Below are 23,002 nucleotides of genomic sequence, written 5' to 3'. Positions count from 1 at the left end.
AATCTGTGGGAGGGTTTATGTCAAACGAAAAGCAATTTGTCAAAGAAATTACACCGCAAGGAGAAGATTTCTCCAGATGGTACATAGATGTTATTAAGAAAGCAGATTTAATGAGTTACTCCCCGGTGCGCGGATGTATCGTTTTTAAACCGGATGGTTATGAAATTTGGGAAAATATTCAGCGTGAACTGGATAGCAAATTTAAAGAAACGGGTCACCGCAACGCGTACTTCCCGCTATTTATTCCAGAAAGCTTTTTCCAAAAGGAAAAAGAGCATGTCGAGGGCTTTAATCCAGAACTTCCGTGGGTGACTGAAGCAGGTGGTGAGAAGCTAGAAGAACGTTTGGCTATTCGTCCAACCTCTGAAACGATGATCGGTCATATGTACTCAGAGTGGATTAACTCTTATCGTGATCTGCCCCTGTTGATTAACCAATGGGCGAACGTAGTTCGCTGGGAGAAACGAACATTGCCATTCCTTCGTACGACGGAATTCTTGTGGCAAGAAGGGCATACCGCTCATGAAGATGAGCAGGATGCGCGCCGCGAGACGATGCAAATGCTGGATGTTTATCGTCAATTTGCCGAAGAGTTCCTAGCTATTCCTGTCATTGTGGGTCAAAAAACGCCATCTGAGAGATTTGCTGGTGCGATTGATACATTCTCTATTGAAGCGATGATGAAAGACGGTAAAGCTGTCCAAGCGGGTACTTCCCATTACCTTGGCAATAAATTTGCTGTTGCTTTCGATATTAAATTCTTGGATCGTGAGAATCAGCACCAATTTGCTCACACAACTTCGTGGGGAGTAAGTACCCGTTTAATTGGAGCACTCATTATGGTTCACGGCGACGACCGTGGTTTGGTATTACCACCAAAGGTTGCACCTACCCAAGTAATCATGATTCCAATCGGGCCTCCAAAAACGCGTGAACAGGTTATCGGGCGTATGGACGAGCTGTTTGCTGAGTTGAAAAAAGCGGGCGTTCGTGTCAAAGTGGATGATCGTGCTGATCAAAGTCCTGGTTGGAAATTCAATGAGTACGAAATGCGCGGTGTGCCTATCCGTGTAGAGCTTGGTCCTCGTGACATGGAGAACGGTGTTGTTGTTCTCGTATCTCGCGTTAGCGGAGAAAAGAAAATCGTTCAACAAGCTGATTTCGTCCAAGAAGTTCAAAATTTACTTGCTGAGATTCATCAGCAGATGTATGATAAAGCGAAGCAATTCCGTGACGAGCATTACATCGCGGTAGATACGATCGACGAATTTAAGACTTTCTTGGAAACGAAACGTGGATTTGCCTTGGCTGGCTGGTGTGGATCTGACGCTTGCGAATCGCAAGTGAAAGAGGAAACAGGAGCAACAAGCCGTAATATCCCGTTCAATCCATCCGAAACGAAATCAACTTGCGTTGTATGTGGTGAAGCTTCTAAACATACAGTTGTTTTTGGTCGAAGCTATTAATTAATTACAATCAAGGGCATATGGAGGTCTGTCTCCATTGCCCTTGGTATGTTTTATGGGGAGGCTGTTCATGAGTAATTTGGCTGATAAACGGAATCGCTTTGAGCTTTTGATGCAGCAAGCCGAGATTCCAGCCGATGTTGTACGGTCATATTTTACAGAAGGCTACATTGATCAAGTAGAAATAAGTCGAAAGAACCGCGACTGGACATTTTATTTGGTGAAAAATGACCTTGTGCCTCTGAACATTTATCGTTCGTTTTGTAAAATGATTCAAGAAAAATTTGCACAAATCGCGAAAGTTCGGTTTATTTGGAAGTTTGAACAGGCGGAACCAGCTGTGCTCGTTGACGAGTACTGGAGTCTATTTATGGAATGGTTGCAGCGTGAAGTGCCCTCTGTAAATGGCTGGATGTCCAAATCCAAGTTTGATGTCCAAGGACATACATTATCATTGATCATGCTAGATGCTATTGGTCTTGAGCTTGCTAAGAAGAAAAACATAGATATGTTTATTCGGAACTTTTTCCATAACTTTTTTCAAACCGAGCTAACCGTGAAATATGCAATGAGTGATTCTTCAGAAATCGAAGCGGAATATGAGAAATTCGCCAAACAACGTGAGCAGGGTGAGAAATCTTTTACCCAAGAAATCATGATGTCCATCGACATGGAGGAAGAAGAACCCTCCTTGCCTGAAGGCGAAGTGAAGCTCGTTATGGGTATTGATATTAAGGAAGTACCGACGCCACTGAAAGATATTCAAGAAGAAGAGAAGAAAATCGCGGTTCAAGGTACTGTATTTGGACTGGATGTCAAAGAACTGAGAAATGGCAACACATTATTTACATTTAACATCACGGACTTTAGTGATTCACTTGCTATGAAAGTTTTTGCGAAAACCAAAGAAGATGTTAGGATCATGAGTCTTCTAGCGAATGGTACTTGGATTCGTGCGCGCGGGAAAGTTGAATATGATCGTTTTATGCAAATTCCCGAACTTGTTATGATTCCGAATGATCTATATGAAGTGATGGCTCCTAGGGATCGTATGGATGATGCTGCAGAGAAACGCGTTGAGTTTCATTTGCATACGACGATGAGTACGATGGACGCTCTAACTCCAATTGATCAATATGTGAAATTGGCAGCAAAATGGGGTCATAAAGCCATCGCTGTCACCGATCATAGCAATATTCAATGTTTTCCTGATGCTGGTAAAGCAGCCAAAAAGCACGGTATCAAAGTCATTTACGGTGTCGAAGCGAATGTAGTCAATGATTCTGTGCCGATTGTTATGAATGGGCGAGATATTGACTTGAAACAATCGACCTATGTTATTTTTGACGTGGAGACAACGGGGCTATCGGTCATCAATAATCGGATTATCGAGCTTGCTGGTGTGAAAATGCAGGACGGTAAAGAAATTGATCGTTTCGCTACATTCATCAATCCGCATGAGAAGATTCCTTATAACATTCAGCAATTAACGAATATCAATGATGACATGGTCAAGGATGCCCCAGATATCGAGGATGAGCTGCCCAAATTTGTTGAATTTATTGGAGATTGCGTACTTGTCGCACATAATGCGCGATTTGATATGGGCTTTCTCCAAGCCAATTTAAAACGTATGAATTTGCCTGAAGTAACTAACTCAGTCCTGGATACGTTGGAGCTAGCGAGATTTCTGTTCCCATCCATGAAGAACCATCGTTTAAATACGTTATCAGATAAATTTAAAGTGGGACTTGATAATCATCACCGTGCGATCGATGACTCGATTGCGCTGGGACATGTTCTTTACCATTTAATTAATGAGGCTAATGATCGTCAAATTATGAGCTTAGCAAAACTCAATGATTACGTGGGGAAAGATCTCTCTAATCAACGGCCTTTTCATTGTTGTATCTATGCGCTCAACCCTGTAGGGAAGAAAAATTTATTTAAGCTAATTTCCATGTCGCACACAACCTATTTACAGAAAGCTGCTACAATTCCCAAAAGTGTATTAGTTGAACACCGAGAGGGACTCCTTGTGACTTCAGGCTGTGAAAAAGGAGAATTTTTCGAGGCTGTTCTTAACAAAACGATTGAGGAAGCCGAACAGGTCTCGGAGTTCTATGATATTCTCGAAATTCAACCGGTTAGCTACAATATGCATCTTGTTGAAAAAGGTTTGGTTGGTTCTGTAGAAGATCTAGAGAATGCGGTAAGACGTGTTTGTGAGATTGGCTATAAAACAGGAAAACCCGTCATTGCGACAGGCAACGTACATTACTTGAACCCACGGGAGAAAGTGTGCCGTGACATTACAATCAACGGAATTACAGGATTTAGCCCGCTTAAAGCGGTGAAGAAACCGGATGCGCATTTCCGTACGACCAAAGAGATGCTTCAAGAGTTTAGCTTTTTGGGTCAGGAAAAGGCCATGGAAGTAGTGGTTCGGAGTACAAATGAACTAGCGGATCGCTTCGAATCCATTGAGCTGTTCCCCGACAAGTTATTTACACCAATTATCGAAGGTGCTGACGAAGAGATTCGTACAACCTGTTATGACACGGCCAAAGGTATGTATGGCGAAGAGCTTCCTGAAGTTATCATTGCGCGTCTGGAGAAAGAACTTGTTCCGATCATTAAATTCGGTTTCTCGGCCAACTATTTGATTTCAGAACGTCTTGTTAAAAAGTCGAATGCAGACGGCTATCTCGTAGGATCCCGGGGATCCGTTGGTTCTTCCGTCGTCGCGATGATGTTAGGTATTTCCGAGGTTAATCCATTACCGCCGCACTATATCTGTCTTTCCTGCAGGCATAGCGAGTGGTTCCTAGACGGAAGTGTCCCAAGTGGTTTCGATCTACCGAATAAAGAATGCCCTTCCTGCGGCGGCAACTTAAAAGGTGACGGTCATGACATTCCGTTTGAGACGTTCCTTGGCTTTAAAGGGGACAAGGTTCCCGATATCGACTTGAATTTCTCTGGTGTGTACCAACCGGTGGCACATAATTTCACGAAGGAAATTTTTGGCCCTAAGAATGTGTTCCGTGCAGGGACGATCGGTACTGTCGCGGAGAAAACGGCGTTCGGTTTCGTTAAAAAGTACGAAGAAGAACAAGGACAGAAGTGGCGCGGTGCGGAGATTGCTCGACTGGCTTCAGGTTGTACTGGGGTAAAAAGGAGTACAGGTCAGCATCCAGGCGGTATTGTTGTTGTGCCAGATTACATTGAAGTCGATGATATCACACCGGTTCAATTCCCTGCCGATGATAAAAATTCGGAATGGATGACGACACATTTTGACTATCATGCCTTCGATGCGAACTTGCTTAAATTAGATATTCTGGGACACGACGATCCGACAATGATGAGGATGCTTCAAGATTTGACTGGCATCGATCCAACAACCATTCCTATGAATGATGCCAAAGCGATGAGTATTTTCAATTCAACAGAAGCGTTAGGTGTTAGACCAGATCAGATTCGTTCTCCTGTTGCAACATATGGGGTTCCCGAAATGGGGACGAAATTCGTTCGTCAAATGCTACAAGAAACGCAGCCTTCGTCTTTTGCCGATTTATTGCAAATATCCGGTTTGTCACATGGAACAGGTGTTTGGTTGGGGAACGCTCAGGAATTGATCAAAAAAGGGATTTGTAACATTAAGACGGTTATTGGCTGTCGGGATGATATCATGCTCTATTTGATCTATAAAGCTGGGATGGATGCAGGTCTTGCATTTAAAATTACGGAGAGTGTGCGTAAAGGGAAAGGCCTCACGGACGAATGGAAAGACGAGATGAAACGATGTAATGTGCCAGCATGGTATATTGAATCCTGTGAGCGGATTGAGTATATGTTTCCAAAAGCGCATGCTGCGGCTTACGTTATCTCTGCTGTTCGTACTGCTTACTTCAAAGTGTATCACCCGATTGCTTACTATGCGACTTACTTTAGTGTGCGTGCAGCGGACTTTGATCTGGAATTATTATGCCAAGGATATGACGCAATTCTTAAAGTATTAGTTGAGATCGAAGCGAAAGGTTTTCAAGCTCTACCGAAAGAGAAAGCCATGGTTTCCATTCTTGAAATGGCGTTAGAAATGACATCGCGGGGGTTCAGTTTCAAACCTATTGATATTTATCGTTCGGATGCGACAAAATTCATCATTGATGGGACGTCGTTAATTCCACCTTTTGCAGCAATGTCTGGTATTGGTGAAAATGCAGCGAAAAATATTGCAGCCGCCAAAGAAGAAGGAGACTTCCTCTCCGTAGAGGACTTTCAGAATAAATCCAAGGCATCCAAAACTGTCATTGAGCTGCTGACTTCCATGGGATGTTTCCGTGGAATGCCTGAATCTAATCAACTTTCTTTGTTTTAATAATAAGCTGTCAAGTGAAAATGATTAACAAGTTTGCTATTGTAATGCAAAGATTGGTTATGGTATAATTTTTATTGGCAATAATGAGGATATCATCTTGTGATTAAAGAGTGGGGAAACCCACTCTTTACATTTTGATATAGGACTTTTCCGGATACGACAAGGAGAAGTCAATTTAGGAGGTACACATATCTGTGGCTACACAAGAGCAAATCAAATCCATCATTGAGGACATGCTGAAGGATTTTGTTGAACAAAATGGGTTTGAAATCGTGGATATTGAATATGTCAAAGAAGCCAGCAATTGGTTCCTTCGTGTCTATGCTGACAAAGAAGGCGGAATTGATATAGATGATTGCGGCCGCATCAGTGAGTTTTTAAGTGTTCAATTGGATGAGAAAGATCCGATAACTGATGCTTATTTCTTGGAAGTTTCTTCACCTGGAGCGGAACGTCCGCTCAAGAAAACTCAAGATTATTATAAAGCCGTAAATAGTCACGTATTTGTTACCACGTATGAGCCTATCGATGGTTCTAAGGAATTTGAAGGGTTGTTGCAGTCTTATGACGAGGAAGTTCTCGTGATTGAGATTGGTAAAAAGAAAATTAGCATTCCGGTTTCTAAAGTTGCTAGCGCACGTCTCGCTATCGTATTTTAGAAATCGTTACTTATTGAAGGGGGGGACTCAGTTCAAATGAACACGGATTTTATTGAAGCGCTGTCGGAAATTGAACGAGAGAAGGGTATCTCCAAGGAGCTACTCATTGATGCTATTGAAGCGGCGATGATTTCAAGTTATAAACGTAATTTCAACACAGCACAGAACGTGCGTGTAGATATCAATCGACATACGGGTCTTATCAAAGTTTATGCTCGGAAGACCGTTACAGAGGAAGTATTGGATCCAAGATTGGAAATTTCTGTTCATGCATCGCGTGAAATTAATCCGAACTACCAATTGGACGATATTGTTGAAATTGAAGTGACGCCTCGTGATTTTGGACGTATTGCAGCACAAACGGCTAAGCAGGTCGTAACGCAACGAATTCGCGAAGCTGAGCGTGGCTTAATTTATAATGCTTTTATCGATAAAGAAGAAGACATCGTAACAGGTATCCTACAACGTCAAGATCAACGTAATATTTATGTTGACTTGGGTAAAGTAGAAGCGGTTCTTCCACTTACAGAGCTTATGCCTACGGATAAGTTCAAGCAAGGCGATCGCATTAAAGCATATATTACGAAGGTTGAGAACACAACCAAGGGACCTCAAATTATTTTATCAAGAACTCATCCTGGTTTGTTGAAGCGTCTATTTGAGCTTGAAGTTCCAGAGATTTTTGATGGTGTCGTTGAGATTCGTTCCGTAGCACGTGAAGCAGGCTTCCGCTCGAAGATTGCTGTTCATTCCCGTAATCCTGAGGTAGATCCTGTTGGTTCTTGCGTAGGTCCTAAAGGTTTGCGTGTTCAAACGATCGTAACGGAATTGCGCGGGGAGAAGATCGATATCGTTCGTTGGATGGAGAGCGTGGAAGAGTACGTAGCGAATGCGCTAAGTCCTTCTAAAGTGCTTGAAGTTCAAATTCATGAAAATGAAAAAATGGCGCGAGTCATTGTACCTGATTATCAACTTTCATTGGCAATTGGAATTAAAGGGCAAAATGCTCGTCTAGCTGCCAAGTTGACTGGTTGGAAAATCGATATTAAGAGCGAAACACAAGCAGAACAAGAATTTGGTAGAGTGAAAACTTACTCGGAAGAGATGCACCAAGATTCGATTAGCATCGATTAAGTTGTTGTTCGGAAACAAGGGGTGATCGGAATGAAGCAGAGAAAAATCCCTCTGAGAAAATGCGTTGCCTGTCAGGAAATGATGCCGAAGAGGGACTTGATCCGCGTCGTCAAAACGCCTGAGGATGACATTCTCATTGATCTCAAGGGGAAGAAGTCTGGGCGCGGTGCCTACCTGTGCGGTAAAGTTTCTTGTTTTAAATTGGCAAAGAAAAGCAAAGCCCTGGATAGAGCTCTGAAGCATGCAGTAGGCGCAGACATTTATGACCAACTGGAACAAGATTTCATTCGTGTAGAAGACGAATTCCTTTCTTCCAAAGAGGAGGAATCTGAAGATGAATCCTAAATTTTATTCGCAATTGGGTTTAGCGATGAGAGCCGGGAAGCTCGTAACGGGTGATGAAGGTGTTTTCAAAGCCATTCGCGCAGGTGAGGCCAAGCTTGTAATCATGTCAGAAGACGCTTCAGCTAATACACGTAAGAAATTTCAAGATAAATGCCTATTTTATGGGGTTAAACTCATGGAAGTCGGTACGAAGTATGAATTGGGCCGCAGCATTGGGAAAGAAATGCGTGTCACCATAGGTGTATTGGACGGAGGCTTCGCGCAGATGCTGCAGAAGAGTCAAGAAAATCCTGCGGAGGTGAAACATATTGACCAATAAACAAGATAATAAAGACAAGACACGCGTGTACGAATACGCGAAGCAGCTCAATATGAGCAGCAAAGAAATTATTACCATTCTCAAACGATTAAATATACCTGTTAACAACCATATGAGTGTTATGGAGAATGATGCAGTTAGCAGTGTGGAAAAGTTTTTTAGAGATATCAAAGCAAATGCGGCTGCCAAACGAGCAGCTACGGACGGAGGAAATGTGAGTTCATCTACGACGAATCAGAATCCTGCATCGCAGGCTCCAGCACAAGAGAATAAAGGTGCAGTAACTCCGGCAGCTAAGCCAGTTACTAATGAGCAACAATCGACTAGTCAACCGACTACATCAACTGGAGCCACGACTCCTCAACAAGGTCAGTCTACACAAAATACGTCAAGTCGCCCACCACAGTCACGCCCAAGTGGTCAAGGAAGCAACTATCAAGGAAATCGTCCTAATAATAGCCAAGGCGGACAACGCACGGGCTATCAAGGTTCTAACCCAAATGGCGGACGCCCTAGCGGTCAAGGTTCCAGCCAAGGCGGACAACGCACAGGTTACCAAGGTTCTAATCCAAATGGTTCCCGTCCTGCAGGTCAGGGTTCCAGCCAAGGTGGACAGCGCACAGGTGGTTACCAAGGTTCTAACCCAGGCGGACAACGTCCAGCGGGTGGAAGCAGCAGTGGTGGATACAATAGTTCTCGTCCAGCTAGCCAAGGCTACAGCAGCCAAGGTCAAGGGCAAGGCGGAGCACCACGTTCGAATAGTAACTATGCTGGTTCACGTCCTAGTCAAGGCACAGGCGGTCCTGGTGCAAGCAGTGGGCAAAGTGCGAATAGCGGACGTCCGCAATCCAGTCCAAATCGTAGTGCTGGTCCTAATCGCCAGTCCAAACCATTTGAGAACCGCAATAATAACCAAAGTGGAAGACCGGTTGTCCAAGAAGCGAAACCGCAATTCCATGTTGGGGCTACGGCGGCTGAGTTGGATGATGCAGCAGCAAAAGCTGGCGTAATCACAACGAAGAAATCCAAACCAACACCAAAACGTTTTGATGATAATAGATCTGGTGGAAATCGTGGTCCTGGTGGCAACAACAGAGGCAACCAACGCGGCAACAACAGAGGTCGTTACCAACAAGATATGGTTAAGAAAGAAAAAGTGGATAACACACCTAAGAAGATCATTGTTCGTGGCAATATGACGGTTGGTGAAACAGCCAAATTGCTTCACAAGGACGCTTCTGAAGTGATTAAGAAACTTCTATTCCTTGGTACAATGGCAACAATCAACCAAGAGCTTGATTTGGAAACGATCCAATTGATCGCGACTGAATTTGGTGTTGAAGTTGAAATCAAGATCAAAGTCGAAGAAGATAACTTCGAAACTTTCGAAGAAATCGATGATGAGGCTGACTTGCTTGAGCGTCCACCTGTTGTTACGATCATGGGGCACGTTGACCATGGTAAAACAACATTGCTTGATGCTATTCGTAAAACAAGTGTTACGGAAGGCGAAGCAGGCGGAATCACCCAGCATATCGGTGCTTATCAAGTTGAAGTTAATCATAAGAAAATTACATTCTTGGATACACCAGGTCACGAAGCGTTTACTACAATGCGTGCCCGCGGTGCTCAAGTTACGGATATTACGATTATCGTTGTTGCGGCAGATGACGGTGTAATGCCACAAACGGTTGAAGCGATTAGTCATGCTAAAGCTGCTGGCGTACCGATCATTGTAGCTGTTAACAAGATTGATAAAGAAGGCGCGAATCCGGATCAAATCAAGCAAGCTCTTACGGCTTATGAGTTAGTACCGGAAGAGTGGGGCGGCGATACGATTTTCTGCGAAATTTCCGCAAAACAACGTATTGGTCTAGAAAATCTACTTGAAATGATCTTGCTAGTAGCTGAAGTACAAGAGTACAAAGCGAACCCTAACAAGCGTGCTAGAGCGACTGTTATTGAGGCTGAGTTGGATAAAGGAAGAGGCCCTGTGGCTCGAATTCTGATTCAACATGGTACTTTGAAAGTTGGAGATAGCTTCGTTGCCGGTGTTTGCTTCGGTCGTGTACGTGCGATTGTTAATGACAAAGGTAAACGTTTAAAAGAAGCAGGTCCTTCAACACCGGTAGAAATTACAGGTCTGACTGAAGTGCCACAAGCAGGGGATCCGTTCTTAGCTTATGAAGATGAGCGTAAAGCAAGAGACATCGCGGACCGTCGTGCGATTGCACTTCGTCAATCAGAGATGACGGCTAATTCACGTGTAACACTTGAAGATCTCTTTAAACATATTAAAGATGGCGAAGTGAAAGATCTGAATGTTATCATCAAAGGTGACGTTCAAGGTTCTGTAGAAGCACTGAAAAGCTCACTTGAGAAGATTGAAGTTGAGGGTGTTCGCGTTAAGATTCTTCATAACGGCGTAGGTGCTGTAACAGAATCGGATATCATTCTTGCTTCTGCTTCCAATGCGATTATCATCGGATTTAACGTTCGTCCTGAACCAGCTGCGAAAGCAACAGCTGATCAAGAGAAAGTAGATATCCGTCTGCATAACATCATTTACAACGTAATTGAAGAGATTGAGCAAGCGATGAAAGGCATGTTGGATCCAATCTTTAAAGAAGTTGTTCTTGGTCAAGCTGAAGTCCGTAATGTATTCAAAATTACAGGTTCCGGAACGATTGCAGGTTGTTACGTAACTTCAGGCAAAATTGCGCGTAATGCACAAACCCGCCTAATTCGCAGCGGTATCGTTGTTCATGAAGGCAAGATCGATTCCTTGAAACGATTCAAGGACGATCAAAAAGAAGTGGCACAAGGCTATGAATGTGGTATATCTCTTGAGCGTTATCATGATATTAAAGAGGGCGACATCATCGAAGCCTTTATCATGGAGTCCGTTGAGAGGTGATTATAAATGGCTAGAGTTCGTGTAGGTCGAGTTGGCGAACAAATCAAGAAAGAGTTAAGTCAGATCATTCAAGCAGAGCTGAAAGATCCTCGTATTGGTTTCATGACCGTTACAGGTGTTGAAGTGACGAATGATTTGTCCCTGGCACGCGTTTATTTAAGCGTAATGGGAACTGAAGAAGAGAAAGCTGCTACGCTTAAGGCGCTTTCTGTAGCTTCAGGATATATTCGTTCTGAACTAGGCAAGCGAATTCGTTTGCGTAAAGTGCCAGAGCTTCAGTTCAAATTTGATGCTTCTATTGACTATGGTAGTCATATTGACCAGTTGTTGTATAAGCTCAATCAGGAAGGAAATACCAACGTATGAACATCGGAATGAAACATGCCACCGAATACTGTCAGCAGCTGGCAGCAGCAGCTGCATTTATCGAGCAGCATGATGATTTCTTGGTTGTATCTCACATCCAGCCGGATGGGGATGCAGCCAGTTCAACGTATGCAACGGGTTGGATTTTAAGTCAGCTTGGGAAGTCATTCACTATGATCAATGAGGGCGCAATTCCCTCCAAATTTTCGTATTTAGCTGGTAGTAAGCAAATACTTGATTATAGTGAACAGGCACCCAATCGACTTTATCAAACCATCATAAGTATTGATTGTGCTGATTTCTCCAGAATGGGTAGGATCAGCACTCTTTTTGATGAGCAGGTAAACCTGCTCAATATTGATCATCATCCTACCAATGATGAATTTGGTTCTTGTCATTTAATCAAGCATGACGCCGCGGCTACCGTTCAGATTCTGTTTGATTTAGCGTTATATATGAAGCTGCAACCAGATATACTGTTCGGAGAATGCATCTATACGGGGTTATTAACGGATACAGGCGGCTTCCGATATTCAAACACTTCATCTGAGGTTATGAAGATTGGGGCTTCTATGTTGGAGTTAGGCGTCAAAGGTGCTGAAATTGCTGAGCATGTGCTCGAACGAATGACATATGCGCAAATTGTACTTCTCCAAAAAGCACTGTCCACGCTTTCCTTTGCTTATGATCGGAAATTGGCTTGGCTTGCTGTCTCGCTTGAAGACCTAGAGCTAACTGGTGCTTCTAGCGATGATTTGGATGGTTTGGTGAATTATCCACGTAATGTGGAGGGTGTCGAAGTTGGCATGTTGATTAAAGAGAAGGCAGCAGGTGTCATCAAAGTAAGCCTACGCTCTTCTGGATTAGTCGATGTTGCTGCTATCGCTCAATCACTTGGTGGTGGAGGACATGTTAGGGCTTCGGGGTGTACCATTCATGGTACGCTAGATGAAGCAATTGCTAGAATGGTTCAGGAAGTAGGAGACAAGCTGAAATGACGTTAGAAGGTATTTTGCCTGTTTGGAAACCTGCGGGCTTTACATCTCATGATGTTGTCGCCAAAGTAAGAAGAATTCTTAGTATTAAAAGAATTGGTCATACGGGTACACTTGATCCGCAAGTAACTGGTGTTCTGCCACTTTGCATTGGTCGAGCGACACGCATGGTTGAATATATTCAAGAGCTGCCTAAGGAATATGAAGCGGTTTTACGTATTGGTTTATCTACGGATACCGAAGATATGACGGGCGAAGTCATAGAAGAAGTATCTCATGTTTCACTTGAAGAGCATCAAGTACGAGAAGTGCTTGCATCCTTCGTTGGAGATATCGAGCAAATTCCTCCCATGTTCTCTGCGGTCAAAATAGATGGGAAACGTCTTTACGAGTTGGCCAGAGAAGGTAAGGAAGTTGAACGAAAAGCAAGGAAAGCCACGATCTATGAACTAGAAATTCTAGCGATTAACTTGGATCAGAAGCATCCTGAAATTCGTTTTCGTGCCGTGTGCTCCAAAGGTACTTACATCCGAACGCTGTGTGTTGATATTGGCAAAGCACTCGGATACCCCGCAGTAATGGAAAGTTTGATACGCACGTCAACAGGAAACATACGTAAAGAACAGTGTCTAACCTTTGAGCAAATTGTTCAAATGAAAGAAGCTAGCTCATTGCAGCAACATATGATTCCTATGGACATCGCCATCTCACATATTCCCTCTATTGCACTTACTGATCAAGAAGCAGTTCATTCATTACAAGGAAAGAAAATAGCTCTAGCTGCGAATCGAGTGGCTCATGCAGATGCATCTCAAACCATATTTCGGGCCTATTCACCAGATGAACGATTTTTGGGTCTGTTTGAATGGGAAAGCACTAGCCATGTCTTGGTCCCGGCCAAAGTTTTTCTTTAATCATATCGTCGCGGGACGGGTTGAAATGGGTAGGTGAACGAACTTATATGCAAATAATACCAATATCATATCCGATGGATTCGGATCGGTTGGCCCAGATTGTAGGCAAACAAGTGGTGGCTATAGGTGACTTTGATGGCGTACATTTAGGGCACCAAGAGGTAATAGGACGGGCTATGCTAACGGCTAAGAATCTTGGACTAAATTCGGCGATCATGACCTTCTATCCTCATCCTAGAGCGGTAATGGGGCAAGATAAATATGTGGAGTCATTGACTCCCACGAAGAAGAAGATGGAGATCTTTGAAAGTATGGGCATCAATCACGCTTACATCGTAACGTTTGATGCGTCGCTCATGCGATTATCCCCTGAACAATTCGTGGATCAAGTCCTAGACCGGCTTGGTGTAGATAGTGTCATTTGTGGTTTTGACTTTACTTTTGGTTTCCAGGGTAAAGGTACGCCGGATTCACTCTGCGAGTTGAGTCACGGTAAATTCTCTGTTGAAGTGGTGAGACCTTTTCATATGAATGGTGAAAAAGTAAGCAGTACACGTATTCGTGAAGCTTTGAAACTCGGCGAAATGGACACCGTAACAAGGCTGTTAGGACGTCCTTATAGCCTAAGTGGAACGGTAGTTGATGGTGCAAAAAGAGGGAGAACGCTAGGATTCCCTACAGCTAATCTTCAATTGGAAGAGCCGTATGTCAGTCCTGTCAACGGTGTTTATGCGATTAAAGCAACCGTTCGTGGGGAAGTTTATCAAGGAGTCATGAATATTGGTGTGAAACCAACATTCGAGACAGGGGAACTCAAACCATCGTTTGAGGCGCATTTATTTGAATTTTCTGAGCAAATATATGGAGAAACCGTTATGGTTGAGCTTATCGCTTTTCTTCGACCAGAGCGTAAATTCACTTCATTAGAAGATTTGGTTGCTCAAATAAAACTTGATGCAGCAGAAGCGAAACGTAAATTGACCTTAGAGGCGTAATCTTACATTTACTTCTACTAGTCAATTGTGATATACTGAATAACGTTGTCGAATGGACGTGTTCATTTGGCATGAACCTTAGCTTGGATTGACGTTTTCATCGGCGCTTTCTAGGCTAGCGGGGATACTATACGAGAATTTAGGAGATGAATTGATCATGGCAATTACGCAAGAGCGCAAAACGCAACTGATTCAAACACACAAAGTACACGATACCGACACAGGTTCACCTGAGGTACAAGTAGCAATCCTTACAGAAAACATTGTTAACCTTACAGACCACCTTCGTACACACAAGAAAGATCACCACTCCCGTCGTGGTTTGCTTAAAATGGTTGGACAACGTCGTAAGTTGCTAGCATATGTTAAAAACAAAGATGTAAGCCGCTATAGTGCTTTGATTGCAAAGCTTGGTTTGCGTCGATAAAACCGACAATGAGAAGCAACCTGTTGCTCCTTTGCTAGGCTTGATAAAGCTCTGGCAGAGAGCAGCAAAAGGTTGCTTTTTCTTGTATTTTTAAAACGGGAAAAGAAGGAAATACTAGACATAACGCAGAAATAGAGGATAACTCCAAAGCTTGTCTATTTTACATACATACGGAGTAGATTCGGATTGGTCTCTGGATTTTATGATTGATTTCTGTACATGTTTATCAACACATATTTTCAAATTTAAACCATGCCTTAGGAGGATTTTATGGAGACAAGGGTACAAATGGAACTTGGCGGTAAGCCGTTCATTCTTGAAACAGGCCGACTAGCCAAACAAGCCAATGCAGCAGTAACTGTTCGTTATGGCGATACGGTTGTGCTTAGCACAGTAACGGCTTCCAGCGGACCGAAAGATTTAGATTTCTTTCCGTTAACAGTGAATTATGAAGAAAGATTATACGCGGTTGGTAAAATTCCTGGAGGATTTATTAAGCGTGAAGGACGCCCAAGTGAGAAAGCTATTCTTGCAAGTCGTTTGACTGACCGTCCAATTCGTCCTCTTTTCCCAGAAGGTTTTCGTAATGATGTTCAAATCGTGTCTATCGTGATGAGCGTTGATCAAGAATGTCCGCCAGAAATGGCAGCAATGATCGGTACATCCGCAGCTCTTGCTATTTCCGATGTTCCTTTTAACGGACCAGTTGGTGGCGTAATTGTTGGTCGTGTTGATGGGCAATTCGTAATCAACCCTACGGGCGAAGTAGCAGAGAAGAGTGATCTTCACCTGACTGTTGCGGGTACCAAAGATGCGATTATGATGGTCGAAGCAGGTGCGAAAGAAGTTTCAGAAGAAGTTGTGCTTGAAGCGATAATGTTCGGTCATGACGAAATCCGTAAAATTGTTGCAACGATTGAAGATTTGGTTGAACAAGTGGGTAAACCAAAAATGGAAGTTAAACTTCATGCAGTCGATGCGGAAGTAAATAGCGCGGTGCGTGAATTTGCTCAAGCAAGACTAGTCGATGCGATCAAAATTGCTGAAAAGCATGCTAGACAAGAAGCTATCGATGTTGTCAACACAGACGCAGTTGCACATTTCACTGCGTTGTATGTAGAAACACCAGGTCTTCTGGGTGACGTTAAAGAAACGCTTTATGATATCGTGAAAGAGGAAGTTCGTCGCTTAATCACGCATGATAAAGTAAGACCGGATGGACGTAAACCTGAAGAAATTCGTCCTATTGAGTGCGATGTAAACTTGTTGCCGCGTACACACGGCTCAGGATTATTCACACGTGGACAAACGCAAGCACTTAGTATTTGTACATTAGGTGCATTAGGTGATGTTCAAATTTTGGATGGTTTGGATTTGACTGAAACGAAACGTTTCATGCATCACTACAACTTCCCGCCGTTCAGCGTTGGGGAAGCTAGACCATTACGTCCTCCAGGCCGTCGTGAAATTGGACATGGTGCCTTAGGTGAGCGAGCTATTGAGCCAATCATCCCGAACGAAGTAGAGTTCCCTTACACAATTCGTCTCGTATCTGAAGTATTGGAATCGAATGGTTCAACTTCGCAAGCGAGTATTTGTGCAAGTGTACTTGCCCTTATGGATGCTGGTGTACCAATTAAAGCTCCAGTAGCAGGTATTGCAATGGGTCTTATCAAAGACGGCGATCATTTCTCCATTTTGTCTGATATTCAAGGAATGGAAGATCACTTAGGCGATATGGACTTTAAAGTTGCTGGTACAGCAGAAGGTATCACAGCACTACAAATGGATATCAAAATCGATGGCATCGACCGTAACATCTTGCAACAATCGTTACAGCAAGCCAAAGAAGGCCGTTTGCACATTTTAGGCAAAATGGTATCCCGTATCTCTACACCAAACAAATCGCTATCTCAATATGCGCCTAAGATCCTTACTATGAACATTAACCCGGACAAAATCCGTGATGTTATTGGAGCTGGCGGGAAAATCATCAACAAAATTATTGAGGAAACAGGCGTGAAAATCGACATTGAGCAAGACGGCCGCGTATTCATCGCATCGTCCAATCAAGAAATGAACGAGAAAGCTCGTTCCATTATTGAAGGGATTGTTCGTGAAGTTATCGTCGGTGAAACTTACCTAGGTACTGTGAAACGCGTAGAGAAATTCGGCGCATTCGTAGAGATTCTACCTGGTAAAGAAGGTCTAGTACACATTTCACAAATTTCGACGGAACGTGTTGCAAAAGTCGAAGATGTTGTGAATGTCGGCGATCAAATTACGGTTAAAGTGACAGAAATTGATCAACAAGGAAGAGTTAATCTTTCGCGCAAAGCAACGTTAACCTCACAGGTCTCTGCACAAAGCTAGAGATTCGTCAGAGGACGTTTCATTCATAAGTTCAGGATAAAGAGTCAGATCTATCTGTCTCTTTTTTGCTTTTTGTTGAAACGAGGACAGGCACGGGTTCTACTCTTGTCCCCATCTTCATACAATCAGGAGATGAAGAAAGGGGACCTGTGTATGCTCCACAAAAAATGGCTATTGCTTGGGAGTTTTTTTGCTATGGTTCTAATAAGTGTGAATTCAATCCCAAGTGTTGGAACCTATATAGCAAGTGTAAAAGAGAATAAAACACATTTGATTACTAAGAACAATATGGCAACAGAGGAAGTACGTCCAGTTGTCGCATCAGTTACTAAATCTACTTTATTAGAAACGATAAGCAAAGAAGCAGAGAATCGTAAAATCGCACCCATTAATGCAAAAGTAGATTCGGTGTGGAAAGCCATCCCTGGTTATAATGGGCTTGAGGTGGATATCGAGGAGACGCTGAAGTTAGCAGAGCATCAATTGACACCAAATCAAATTAATTATGTAATGAAGGAAGTAGAGCCAAGTATACAATTAGATGATCTTGCACCTAATCCGGTGTATAAAGGCAATCCTAAGAAACCAATGGTTTCTTTTATGATTAATGTCGCATGGGGCAATGAGTTTCTGCCAAGCATGTTAGATTCGCTGCGCAAAGAAAATGTTCATGCAACGTTCTTCTTTGATGGCTCTTGGTTAAAGAAGAATACAGAGATGGCGAAGCGCATACAGAGTGAAGGCCACGAGATATCAAACCATGCATACTCGCATAAGGACATGCGTACAATTTCGCGGAGCAAAGCAGTAGAAGAAATTTCGAAAACGGAAGATCTCTTGAAGCAGCTCGGTGTAAAAAATACGTTATTTGCTCCTCCTTCAGGTTATTTCAATCAAGAAACCGTTCAGGTAGCATCGGAATTCAAGCTGCAGACAGTGCTGTGGACTTTTGATACGATTGATTGGAAGAACCCAGGAGCTACACGTATCCTCGAACGGTTATCGAACAATGTTGAACCCGGCACTCTCATTCTAATGCATCCTACAGTATCTTCGCGGGATGCGTTGCCAGGGATGATTAGCCTGATAAAGAAAAGAGGTCTAGTCCTTGGTACGGTTTCCGACCTACTTTCCTCAAAAAGGATTACAGGACAAGGACAAATCATGAAATAATCAGGTTTACCTGACGCTAATTTGAGTATAAGGTACATTTTTGTTAGACTGAGGAAGTATAATAGGAGAATTGGACTTTTAGGTGTACCATTTCGAGGAGGAACCTTGGTGATCAAATATCGCTTACATAATGGCTTAAGAGTCGTCATGGAACAAATCCCCACATTTCGGTCAGTAACTTTCGGGATATGGGTGAAAACAGGCTCACGTAACGAGTCGAAGACGAATAATGGTATTTCACATTTTATCGAACATATGTTGTTCAAAGGCACGGAGCGCCACTCGGCGAAAGATATCGCAGAGATTTTTGATGGTATTGGCGGAAATGTGAATGCGTTCACGTCCAAAGAGTATACATGCTACTATGCAAAAGTACTGGATGAACATCTGCCTTTAGCGATGGATGTGCTGTCGGATATGTTTTTCAATTCAACCTTTGATGCAGGTGAGTTAGAGAAAGAGAAGAACGTGATTTATGAAGAAATTTCTATGTACGAAGATACGCCGGATGATCTCGTTCATGACTTGTTAGCAAAGGCTTCCTATGGTACTCATGCTTTGGGCTATACGATTCTGGGAACACAGGATAATCTGTCTCAAATGAAGTCAGACGATCTTCGTTCCTACCTCAAACAAAATTACAATACAGAGAACACTGTGTTAAGTATAGCTGGAAACATAGATGACAGTGTGAAGGAATTAATTGAAAAGCATTTCGGCGGTTTCTCACAATCAGGTGTTGAAACTAGTTATGACGCACCTGATTTCCTTAGCGAATTGATTTTCCATGCGAAGAAAACGGAACAAAATCATATTTGTTTGTCACTGCCTGGCTTGTCGCTGCAAGAGGATAATTTGTATCCGATGGTCCTATTGAATAATGCCATTGGTGGCGGCATGAGCTCCAGATTATTTCAAGAAATTCGGGAGAAACGTGGCTTAGCTTACTCCGTATATTCGTATCATTCTTCTCATATCGATAGTGGGATGTTTACGATTTATACAGGGACGGCGCCTAAACAGACAGAAGAAGTATTGAAAGTAACTATGGAACTGCTACATGATATTGCTGTGAATGGTATGACGGATTCTGAACTGAAGAAGGGGAAAGAGCAGTTGAAAGGCAGCCTCATTCTTAGTTTGGAAAGCACGAGCAGCCGGATGAATCGTTTTGGTAAAAATGAATTGATGACAGGTAAGCACTACAGTCTAGATGAAATGATCCAGCGCATTGAAAGTGTGAATATGGACCATATTCGTCAACTGACGAAAACGTTGTTCTCCACACCATTCGCATTGTCGATGGTTGGGAATGCGGATGATGTCATCAGCGGCTTCAGGAGGGATCAGCTTGTCTCTCTTTGATTTTGAAGTGCAAGTGAAACGTATCGAAGGTCAAGAGGATATTCTCTTACCTCAAAAAATGTCCGATGCGGCAAGCGGGTATGATTTGCACGCGGCGGTAAAAGAACCCGTTGTGCTTGCACCCGGTGAGCGCCAATTGATTCCGACTGGCTTCGCTCTCAGCATGCCTTCTGAGCTTGAAGCTCAGATTCGCCCGAGAAGCGGGTTAGCGTATAAACATGGCATCACAACACTCAATTCCCCGGGTACCATTGATGCTGATTATCGCGGTGAAGTGAAGGTGTTACTGATTAATCATGGTCAGGAGCCCTTTGTCATTAATCGCAATGAACGCATCGCTCAAATGGTATTCCAGCGCGTGCCCCAAATTAAATTGAACGAAGTTAGCGAGTTGTCTGAAACAGTGCGTGGGTCTGGTGGTTTCGGCCATACAGGACGTTAAGACAGTTACATAAATAGCAGGAACAAGAAGAACCTCTTCCTTGGAAGGGGTTCTTTCTTGTTTTCAGAGGACATAAAGACGGAAGTCACCCATCCTTAGGCGAACGCATACTATAACGTATCGAAACGGACCGAGGAAGGGGTGTAAGCAAGAATGCTTACTGGGATTTCGGTTGCTATTATGGGGGGAGACGCCCGGCAACTTGAAGTAATTCAGAAATTTACTGAGCTAGACGCTACCGTTATTTTACTCGGATTTGACAATCTCGGGAGGCAATTTCATGGCGTTACGAATGTGAAATTAGATCCGGAATTATTTGGGCATGTGGATGCACTTATTTTGCCAGTTGTAGGTACGGATGAGACAGGACAAGTGGAATCCATTTTCTCCAGTGAGGAAATGATTCTGACGGATGAGCATATTTCTGCTTTGCCTAAGCATGCCAAGGTGTACACAGGTATGGCTAAAAGCTATTTGAAGAAGCTCGTTTCGGCACATGGCATTGAACTTGTAGAACTCTTAGATCGTGATGATATTGCCATTTATAACTCGATTCCAACTGCAGAGGGTGCGCTGATGATGGCCATCCAGAACACCGATATTACAATTCATGGATCTATGTGTATGGTTTTGGGTTTTGGTCGAACTGGGTTTACAATGGCCAAAACATTGCAGGGATTGGGGGCAACCGTCAAGGTTGGCGTCAGGAAGCCAGAGCACTATGCAAGGGCGTGGGAGATGGGTTTTCAGCCTTTTTATACGAAGGATCTGTACCCGGAAGTGGGGAATATTGACTTGCTTTTTAACACAATTCCGACTATGATAGTCACAGCGCAAGTTATTACCAATATCCCACATCGCGCGCTTATTATCGATTTAGCCTCAAGGCCTGGCGGAACGGATTTTCGTTTTGCCGAGAAGAGAGGTATTAAAGCGATGCTAGCGCCCGGTTTACCTGGAATCGTCGCCCCCAAAACAGCTGGCCGAATTATGGCTAACACGTTAAGTCAGCTGATCGAGGAAGACTTCAAAGACAGGAGCGATGTGGAATGAATTGGCAAGGGAAAACAGTCGGTTATGCATTAACCGGTTCTCACTGTACACTTGAAGAGGTTATGCCTCAAATTAAGAGATTTGTAGATGCGGGTGCTCGGGTTATTCCGATCGTATCGAATACGGTTATGACGACCGACACACGTTTTGGCAAATCAGCTGATTGGCAGCAAATGCTAAAGGATATTACAGGGCAAGAAATCATATCTACCATTGTAGATGCTGAACCGTTAGGTCCATCTAAGTTATTGGATGTCATGGTGATAGCGCCTTGTACCGGTAATACCACTAGTAAACTAGCAAATGCCATGACAGAAAGTCCAGTTCTTATGGCAGCCAAAGCACAAATGAGAAACTTGAGACCGCTCGTATTAGCGATTTCAACGAATGATGGTTTGGGTTTAAATGCAATGAATATTGCGAAGCTGTTGATTACGAAAAATATTTATTTTGTACCTTATGGTCAAGATGCTCCTGGAGCAAAACCAAATTCGTTGGTGGCTCGAATGGATCTGATTATGGAAGCTTGCGAAGCTGCGCTAGAAGGTAAACAGTTGCAGCCGATGATTATTGAGAGATTTCAATACTAACGGATAGATGACAACTTGAGGGGGAGAGACCAGCATATGTCCAACCAGAAACTTTTCAATGTTGCAGTCGTAGGCGCTACTGGCGCTGTAGGCGAGCAAATCATCCGTCTATTAGAAGCACGGAATTTCCCCATCAAGGAATTGAAATTACTTTCCTCCGCTCGGTCTGCGGGCGTAAAGTTGTCTTTTAAAGGTCATGATATTGTTGTGCAAGAAGCAACACCTGAGAGCTTTCAAGGCGTTGATATTGCGCTATTCAGTGCTGGTGGCGATGTCACCAAAGCGTTGGCTCCACATGCAGTTGAAGCGGGTGCTATTTGTATTGATAATACAAGTGCTTACCGGATGGACCCAGAGACGCCACTCGTAGTTCCTGAAGTAAATGTAGATAAAATCAATGAACATAAAGGGATTATTGCGAATCCAAACTGTTCCACGATCCAAATGGTGGCAGCGTTGAAGCCGCTTTATGACCGCTATGGAATTTCGCGTATTATTGTTTCTACGTACCAAGCGGTATCTGGCGCTGGCGCAAAAGCGATTAACGAAATGCTTAGACAATCCCAAGAAGTATTGTCAGGTAATCCGGCAAATCCGGACATTTTACCTGTAGGCTCCTTACCAGTCAAGCATCAAATTGCATTCAATGCTATCCCGCAAATCGATAAATTTCTTGATAATGGATTTACGAATGAAGAAATGAAAATGATTCTTGAAACAAAGAAAATTATGGGCGATGAGTCTATTGAAGTTACCGCCACATGCGTGCGTATTCCTGTTGTTTACGGGCATTCGGAATCCGTTTATGTAGAATTGAAAGAAGATTTTGATATTGAAGAAGTGAAGACACTGCTTGCAAATGCACCTGGTATTGTGCTTGTTGACAATCCAGCAGAGCAACAGTACCCACTGGCTACAGACGCAGCAGGCAAGCTTGAAACTTTTGTAGGGCGTGTGCGCCGGGATTTGAGTAACCCCAAAGCGCTTAACATGTGGATTGTTTCAGATAATTTGTTAAAAGGTGCTGCTTGGAATGCGGTACAAATTGCTGAATATATTGCTATAGAGCAATAATAATCAGCCTACTG

General features: G+C 43.2%; 19 protein-coding genes. All 19 read left to right on the top strand.

What is annotated here, in order from left to right:
* Window positions 1-17: 17 nt before the first annotated feature.
* Complete coding sequence (gene proS, locus J2736_RS19625) at window positions 18-1,466, top strand: proline--tRNA ligase (protein ID WP_310500287.1); 1,449 nt, start codon at window positions 18-20, stop codon at window positions 1,464-1,466.
* 70 nt (window positions 1,467-1,536) lie between these two features.
* Window positions 1,537-5,847 (top strand): PolC-type DNA polymerase III, encoded by a 4,311-nt coding sequence (locus J2736_RS19620; RefSeq protein ID WP_310500286.1) that lies wholly within the window; start codon window positions 1,537-1,539, stop codon window positions 5,845-5,847.
* 194 nt (window positions 5,848-6,041) lie between these two features.
* Window positions 6,042-6,506: a ribosome maturation factor RimP gene (gene rimP, locus J2736_RS19615; RefSeq protein ID WP_310500285.1), complete on the top strand. Its 465-nt coding sequence runs from the start codon at window positions 6,042-6,044 to the stop codon at window positions 6,504-6,506.
* Between the two features lie 36 nt (window positions 6,507-6,542).
* On the top strand, window positions 6,543-7,640 hold the full coding sequence (gene nusA, locus J2736_RS19610) for a transcription termination factor NusA (RefSeq protein ID WP_310500284.1): 1,098 nt from the start codon (window positions 6,543-6,545) through the stop codon (window positions 7,638-7,640).
* Between the two features lie 30 nt (window positions 7,641-7,670).
* The gene (rnpM, locus tag J2736_RS19605; RefSeq protein ID WP_065853834.1) at window positions 7,671-7,985 is read left to right on the top strand and encodes an RNase P modulator RnpM; all 315 of its coding nucleotides are present in this window, start codon (window positions 7,671-7,673) and stop codon (window positions 7,983-7,985) included.
* Window positions 7,975-8,304: a L7Ae/L30e/S12e/Gadd45 family ribosomal protein gene (locus J2736_RS19600; RefSeq protein ID WP_310500283.1), complete on the top strand. Its 330-nt coding sequence runs from the start codon at window positions 7,975-7,977 to the stop codon at window positions 8,302-8,304. The genes rnpM and J2736_RS19600 overlap by 11 nt, the downstream gene beginning before the upstream one ends.
* On the top strand, window positions 8,294-11,221 hold the full coding sequence (infB, locus tag J2736_RS19595; RefSeq protein WP_310500282.1) for a translation initiation factor IF-2: 2,928 nt from the start codon (window positions 8,294-8,296) through the stop codon (window positions 11,219-11,221). Before J2736_RS19600 ends, infB begins: the two co-directional genes overlap by 11 nt.
* A 6-nt stretch (window positions 11,222-11,227) precedes the next feature.
* A complete protein-coding gene (gene rbfA, locus J2736_RS19590) occupies window positions 11,228-11,587 on the top strand; it encodes a 30S ribosome-binding factor RbfA (protein WP_310500281.1) in 360 nt (119 codons plus the stop codon).
* Entirely contained in the window at window positions 11,584-12,585 is a 1,002-nt protein-coding gene (locus tag J2736_RS19585) for a DHH family phosphoesterase (RefSeq protein WP_310500280.1), read from the top strand. Before rbfA ends, J2736_RS19585 begins: the two co-directional genes overlap by 4 nt.
* Window positions 12,582-13,496 (top strand): tRNA pseudouridine(55) synthase TruB, encoded by a 915-nt coding sequence (gene truB / locus J2736_RS19580; protein WP_310500279.1) that lies wholly within the window; start codon window positions 12,582-12,584, stop codon window positions 13,494-13,496. Before J2736_RS19585 ends, truB begins: the two co-directional genes overlap by 4 nt.
* 47 nt (window positions 13,497-13,543) lie before the next feature.
* Window positions 13,544-14,491 carry a bifunctional riboflavin kinase/FAD synthetase gene (locus J2736_RS19575; RefSeq protein WP_310500278.1) on the top strand — a complete coding sequence of 316 codons (948 nt, stop codon included), beginning with the start codon at window positions 13,544-13,546 and terminating at the stop codon, window positions 14,489-14,491.
* Between the two features lie 157 nt (window positions 14,492-14,648).
* Window positions 14,649-14,918: a 30S ribosomal protein S15 gene (gene rpsO / locus J2736_RS19570; protein WP_028558319.1), complete on the top strand. Its 270-nt coding sequence runs from the start codon at window positions 14,649-14,651 to the stop codon at window positions 14,916-14,918.
* 270 nt (window positions 14,919-15,188) lie between these two features.
* Window positions 15,189-17,291 carry a polyribonucleotide nucleotidyltransferase gene (locus J2736_RS19565; protein WP_310500277.1) on the top strand — a complete coding sequence of 701 codons (2,103 nt, stop codon included), beginning with the start codon at window positions 15,189-15,191 and terminating at the stop codon, window positions 17,289-17,291.
* Window positions 17,292-17,486: 195 nt separating this feature from the next.
* Window positions 17,487-18,464 carry a polysaccharide deacetylase family protein gene (locus J2736_RS19560; RefSeq protein WP_310500276.1) on the top strand — a complete coding sequence of 326 codons (978 nt, stop codon included), beginning with the start codon at window positions 17,487-17,489 and terminating at the stop codon, window positions 18,462-18,464.
* A gap of 108 nt (window positions 18,465-18,572) precedes the next feature.
* Window positions 18,573-19,829 (top strand): M16 family metallopeptidase, encoded by a 1,257-nt coding sequence (locus J2736_RS19555; protein ID WP_310500275.1) that lies wholly within the window; start codon window positions 18,573-18,575, stop codon window positions 19,827-19,829.
* On the top strand, window positions 19,816-20,271 hold the full coding sequence (gene dut, locus J2736_RS19550) for a dUTP diphosphatase (protein WP_310500274.1): 456 nt from the start codon (window positions 19,816-19,818) through the stop codon (window positions 20,269-20,271). Before J2736_RS19555 ends, dut begins: the two co-directional genes overlap by 14 nt.
* A 153-nt stretch (window positions 20,272-20,424) precedes the next feature.
* Window positions 20,425-21,324, top strand: coding sequence for a dipicolinate synthase subunit DpsA (gene dpsA / locus J2736_RS19545; protein ID WP_310500273.1), 900 nt, complete (start codon window positions 20,425-20,427; stop codon window positions 21,322-21,324).
* Window positions 21,321-21,914, top strand: a complete 594-nt coding sequence (locus J2736_RS19540) for a dipicolinate synthase subunit B (protein ID WP_310500272.1) — start codon at window positions 21,321-21,323, stop codon at window positions 21,912-21,914. Before dpsA ends, J2736_RS19540 begins: the two co-directional genes overlap by 4 nt.
* A gap of 36 nt (window positions 21,915-21,950) precedes the next feature.
* Window positions 21,951-22,988 (top strand): aspartate-semialdehyde dehydrogenase, encoded by a 1,038-nt coding sequence (locus J2736_RS19535; RefSeq protein ID WP_310500271.1) that lies wholly within the window; start codon window positions 21,951-21,953, stop codon window positions 22,986-22,988.
* Window positions 22,989-23,002 lie beyond the last annotated feature (14 nt).

Source organism: Paenibacillus qinlingensis (assembly GCF_031455095.1).
Lineage (GTDB): Bacteria > Bacillota > Bacilli > Paenibacillales > NBRC-103111 > Paenibacillus_E > Paenibacillus_E qinlingensis_A.
The sequence above is the reverse complement of the archived record's forward strand: the minus strand, read 5'-3'. Positions and strand labels throughout refer to the sequence as shown.

Bases quoted from the DNA above. Each gene is read 5' to 3' on its own strand.
- J2736_RS19535 (WP_310500271.1), top strand. From the start codon at position 21,951: ATGTCCAACCAGAAACTTTTCAATGTTGCAGTCGTAGGCGCTACTGGC.
- J2736_RS19560 (WP_310500276.1), top strand. From the start codon at position 17,487: ATGGTTCTAATAAGTGTGAATTCAATCCCAAGTGTTGGAACCTATATA.
- J2736_RS19620 (WP_310500286.1), top strand. From the start codon at position 1,537: ATGAGTAATTTGGCTGATAAACGGAATCGCTTTGAGCTTTTGATGCAG.
- dpsA (WP_310500273.1), top strand. From the start codon at position 20,425: ATGCTTACTGGGATTTCGGTTGCTATTATGGGGGGAGACGCCCGGCAA.
- J2736_RS19565 (WP_310500277.1), top strand. From the start codon at position 15,189: ATGGAGACAAGGGTACAAATGGAACTTGGCGGTAAGCCGTTCATTCTT.
- rnpM (WP_065853834.1), top strand. From the start codon at position 7,671: ATGAAGCAGAGAAAAATCCCTCTGAGAAAATGCGTTGCCTGTCAGGAA.
- rpsO (WP_028558319.1), top strand. From the start codon at position 14,649: ATGGCAATTACGCAAGAGCGCAAAACGCAACTGATTCAAACACACAAA.
- J2736_RS19600 (WP_310500283.1), top strand. From the start codon at position 7,975: ATGAATCCTAAATTTTATTCGCAATTGGGTTTAGCGATGAGAGCCGGG.
- rbfA (WP_310500281.1), top strand. From the start codon at position 11,228: ATGGCTAGAGTTCGTGTAGGTCGAGTTGGCGAACAAATCAAGAAAGAG.
- proS (WP_310500287.1), top strand. From the start codon at position 18: ATGTCAAACGAAAAGCAATTTGTCAAAGAAATTACACCGCAAGGAGAA.
- J2736_RS19585 (WP_310500280.1), top strand. From the start codon at position 11,584: ATGAACATCGGAATGAAACATGCCACCGAATACTGTCAGCAGCTGGCA.
- truB (WP_310500279.1), top strand. From the start codon at position 12,582: ATGACGTTAGAAGGTATTTTGCCTGTTTGGAAACCTGCGGGCTTTACA.
- J2736_RS19540 (WP_310500272.1), top strand. From the start codon at position 21,321: ATGAATTGGCAAGGGAAAACAGTCGGTTATGCATTAACCGGTTCTCAC.
- J2736_RS19575 (WP_310500278.1), top strand. From the start codon at position 13,544: ATGCAAATAATACCAATATCATATCCGATGGATTCGGATCGGTTGGCC.
- nusA (WP_310500284.1), top strand. From the start codon at position 6,543: ATGAACACGGATTTTATTGAAGCGCTGTCGGAAATTGAACGAGAGAAG.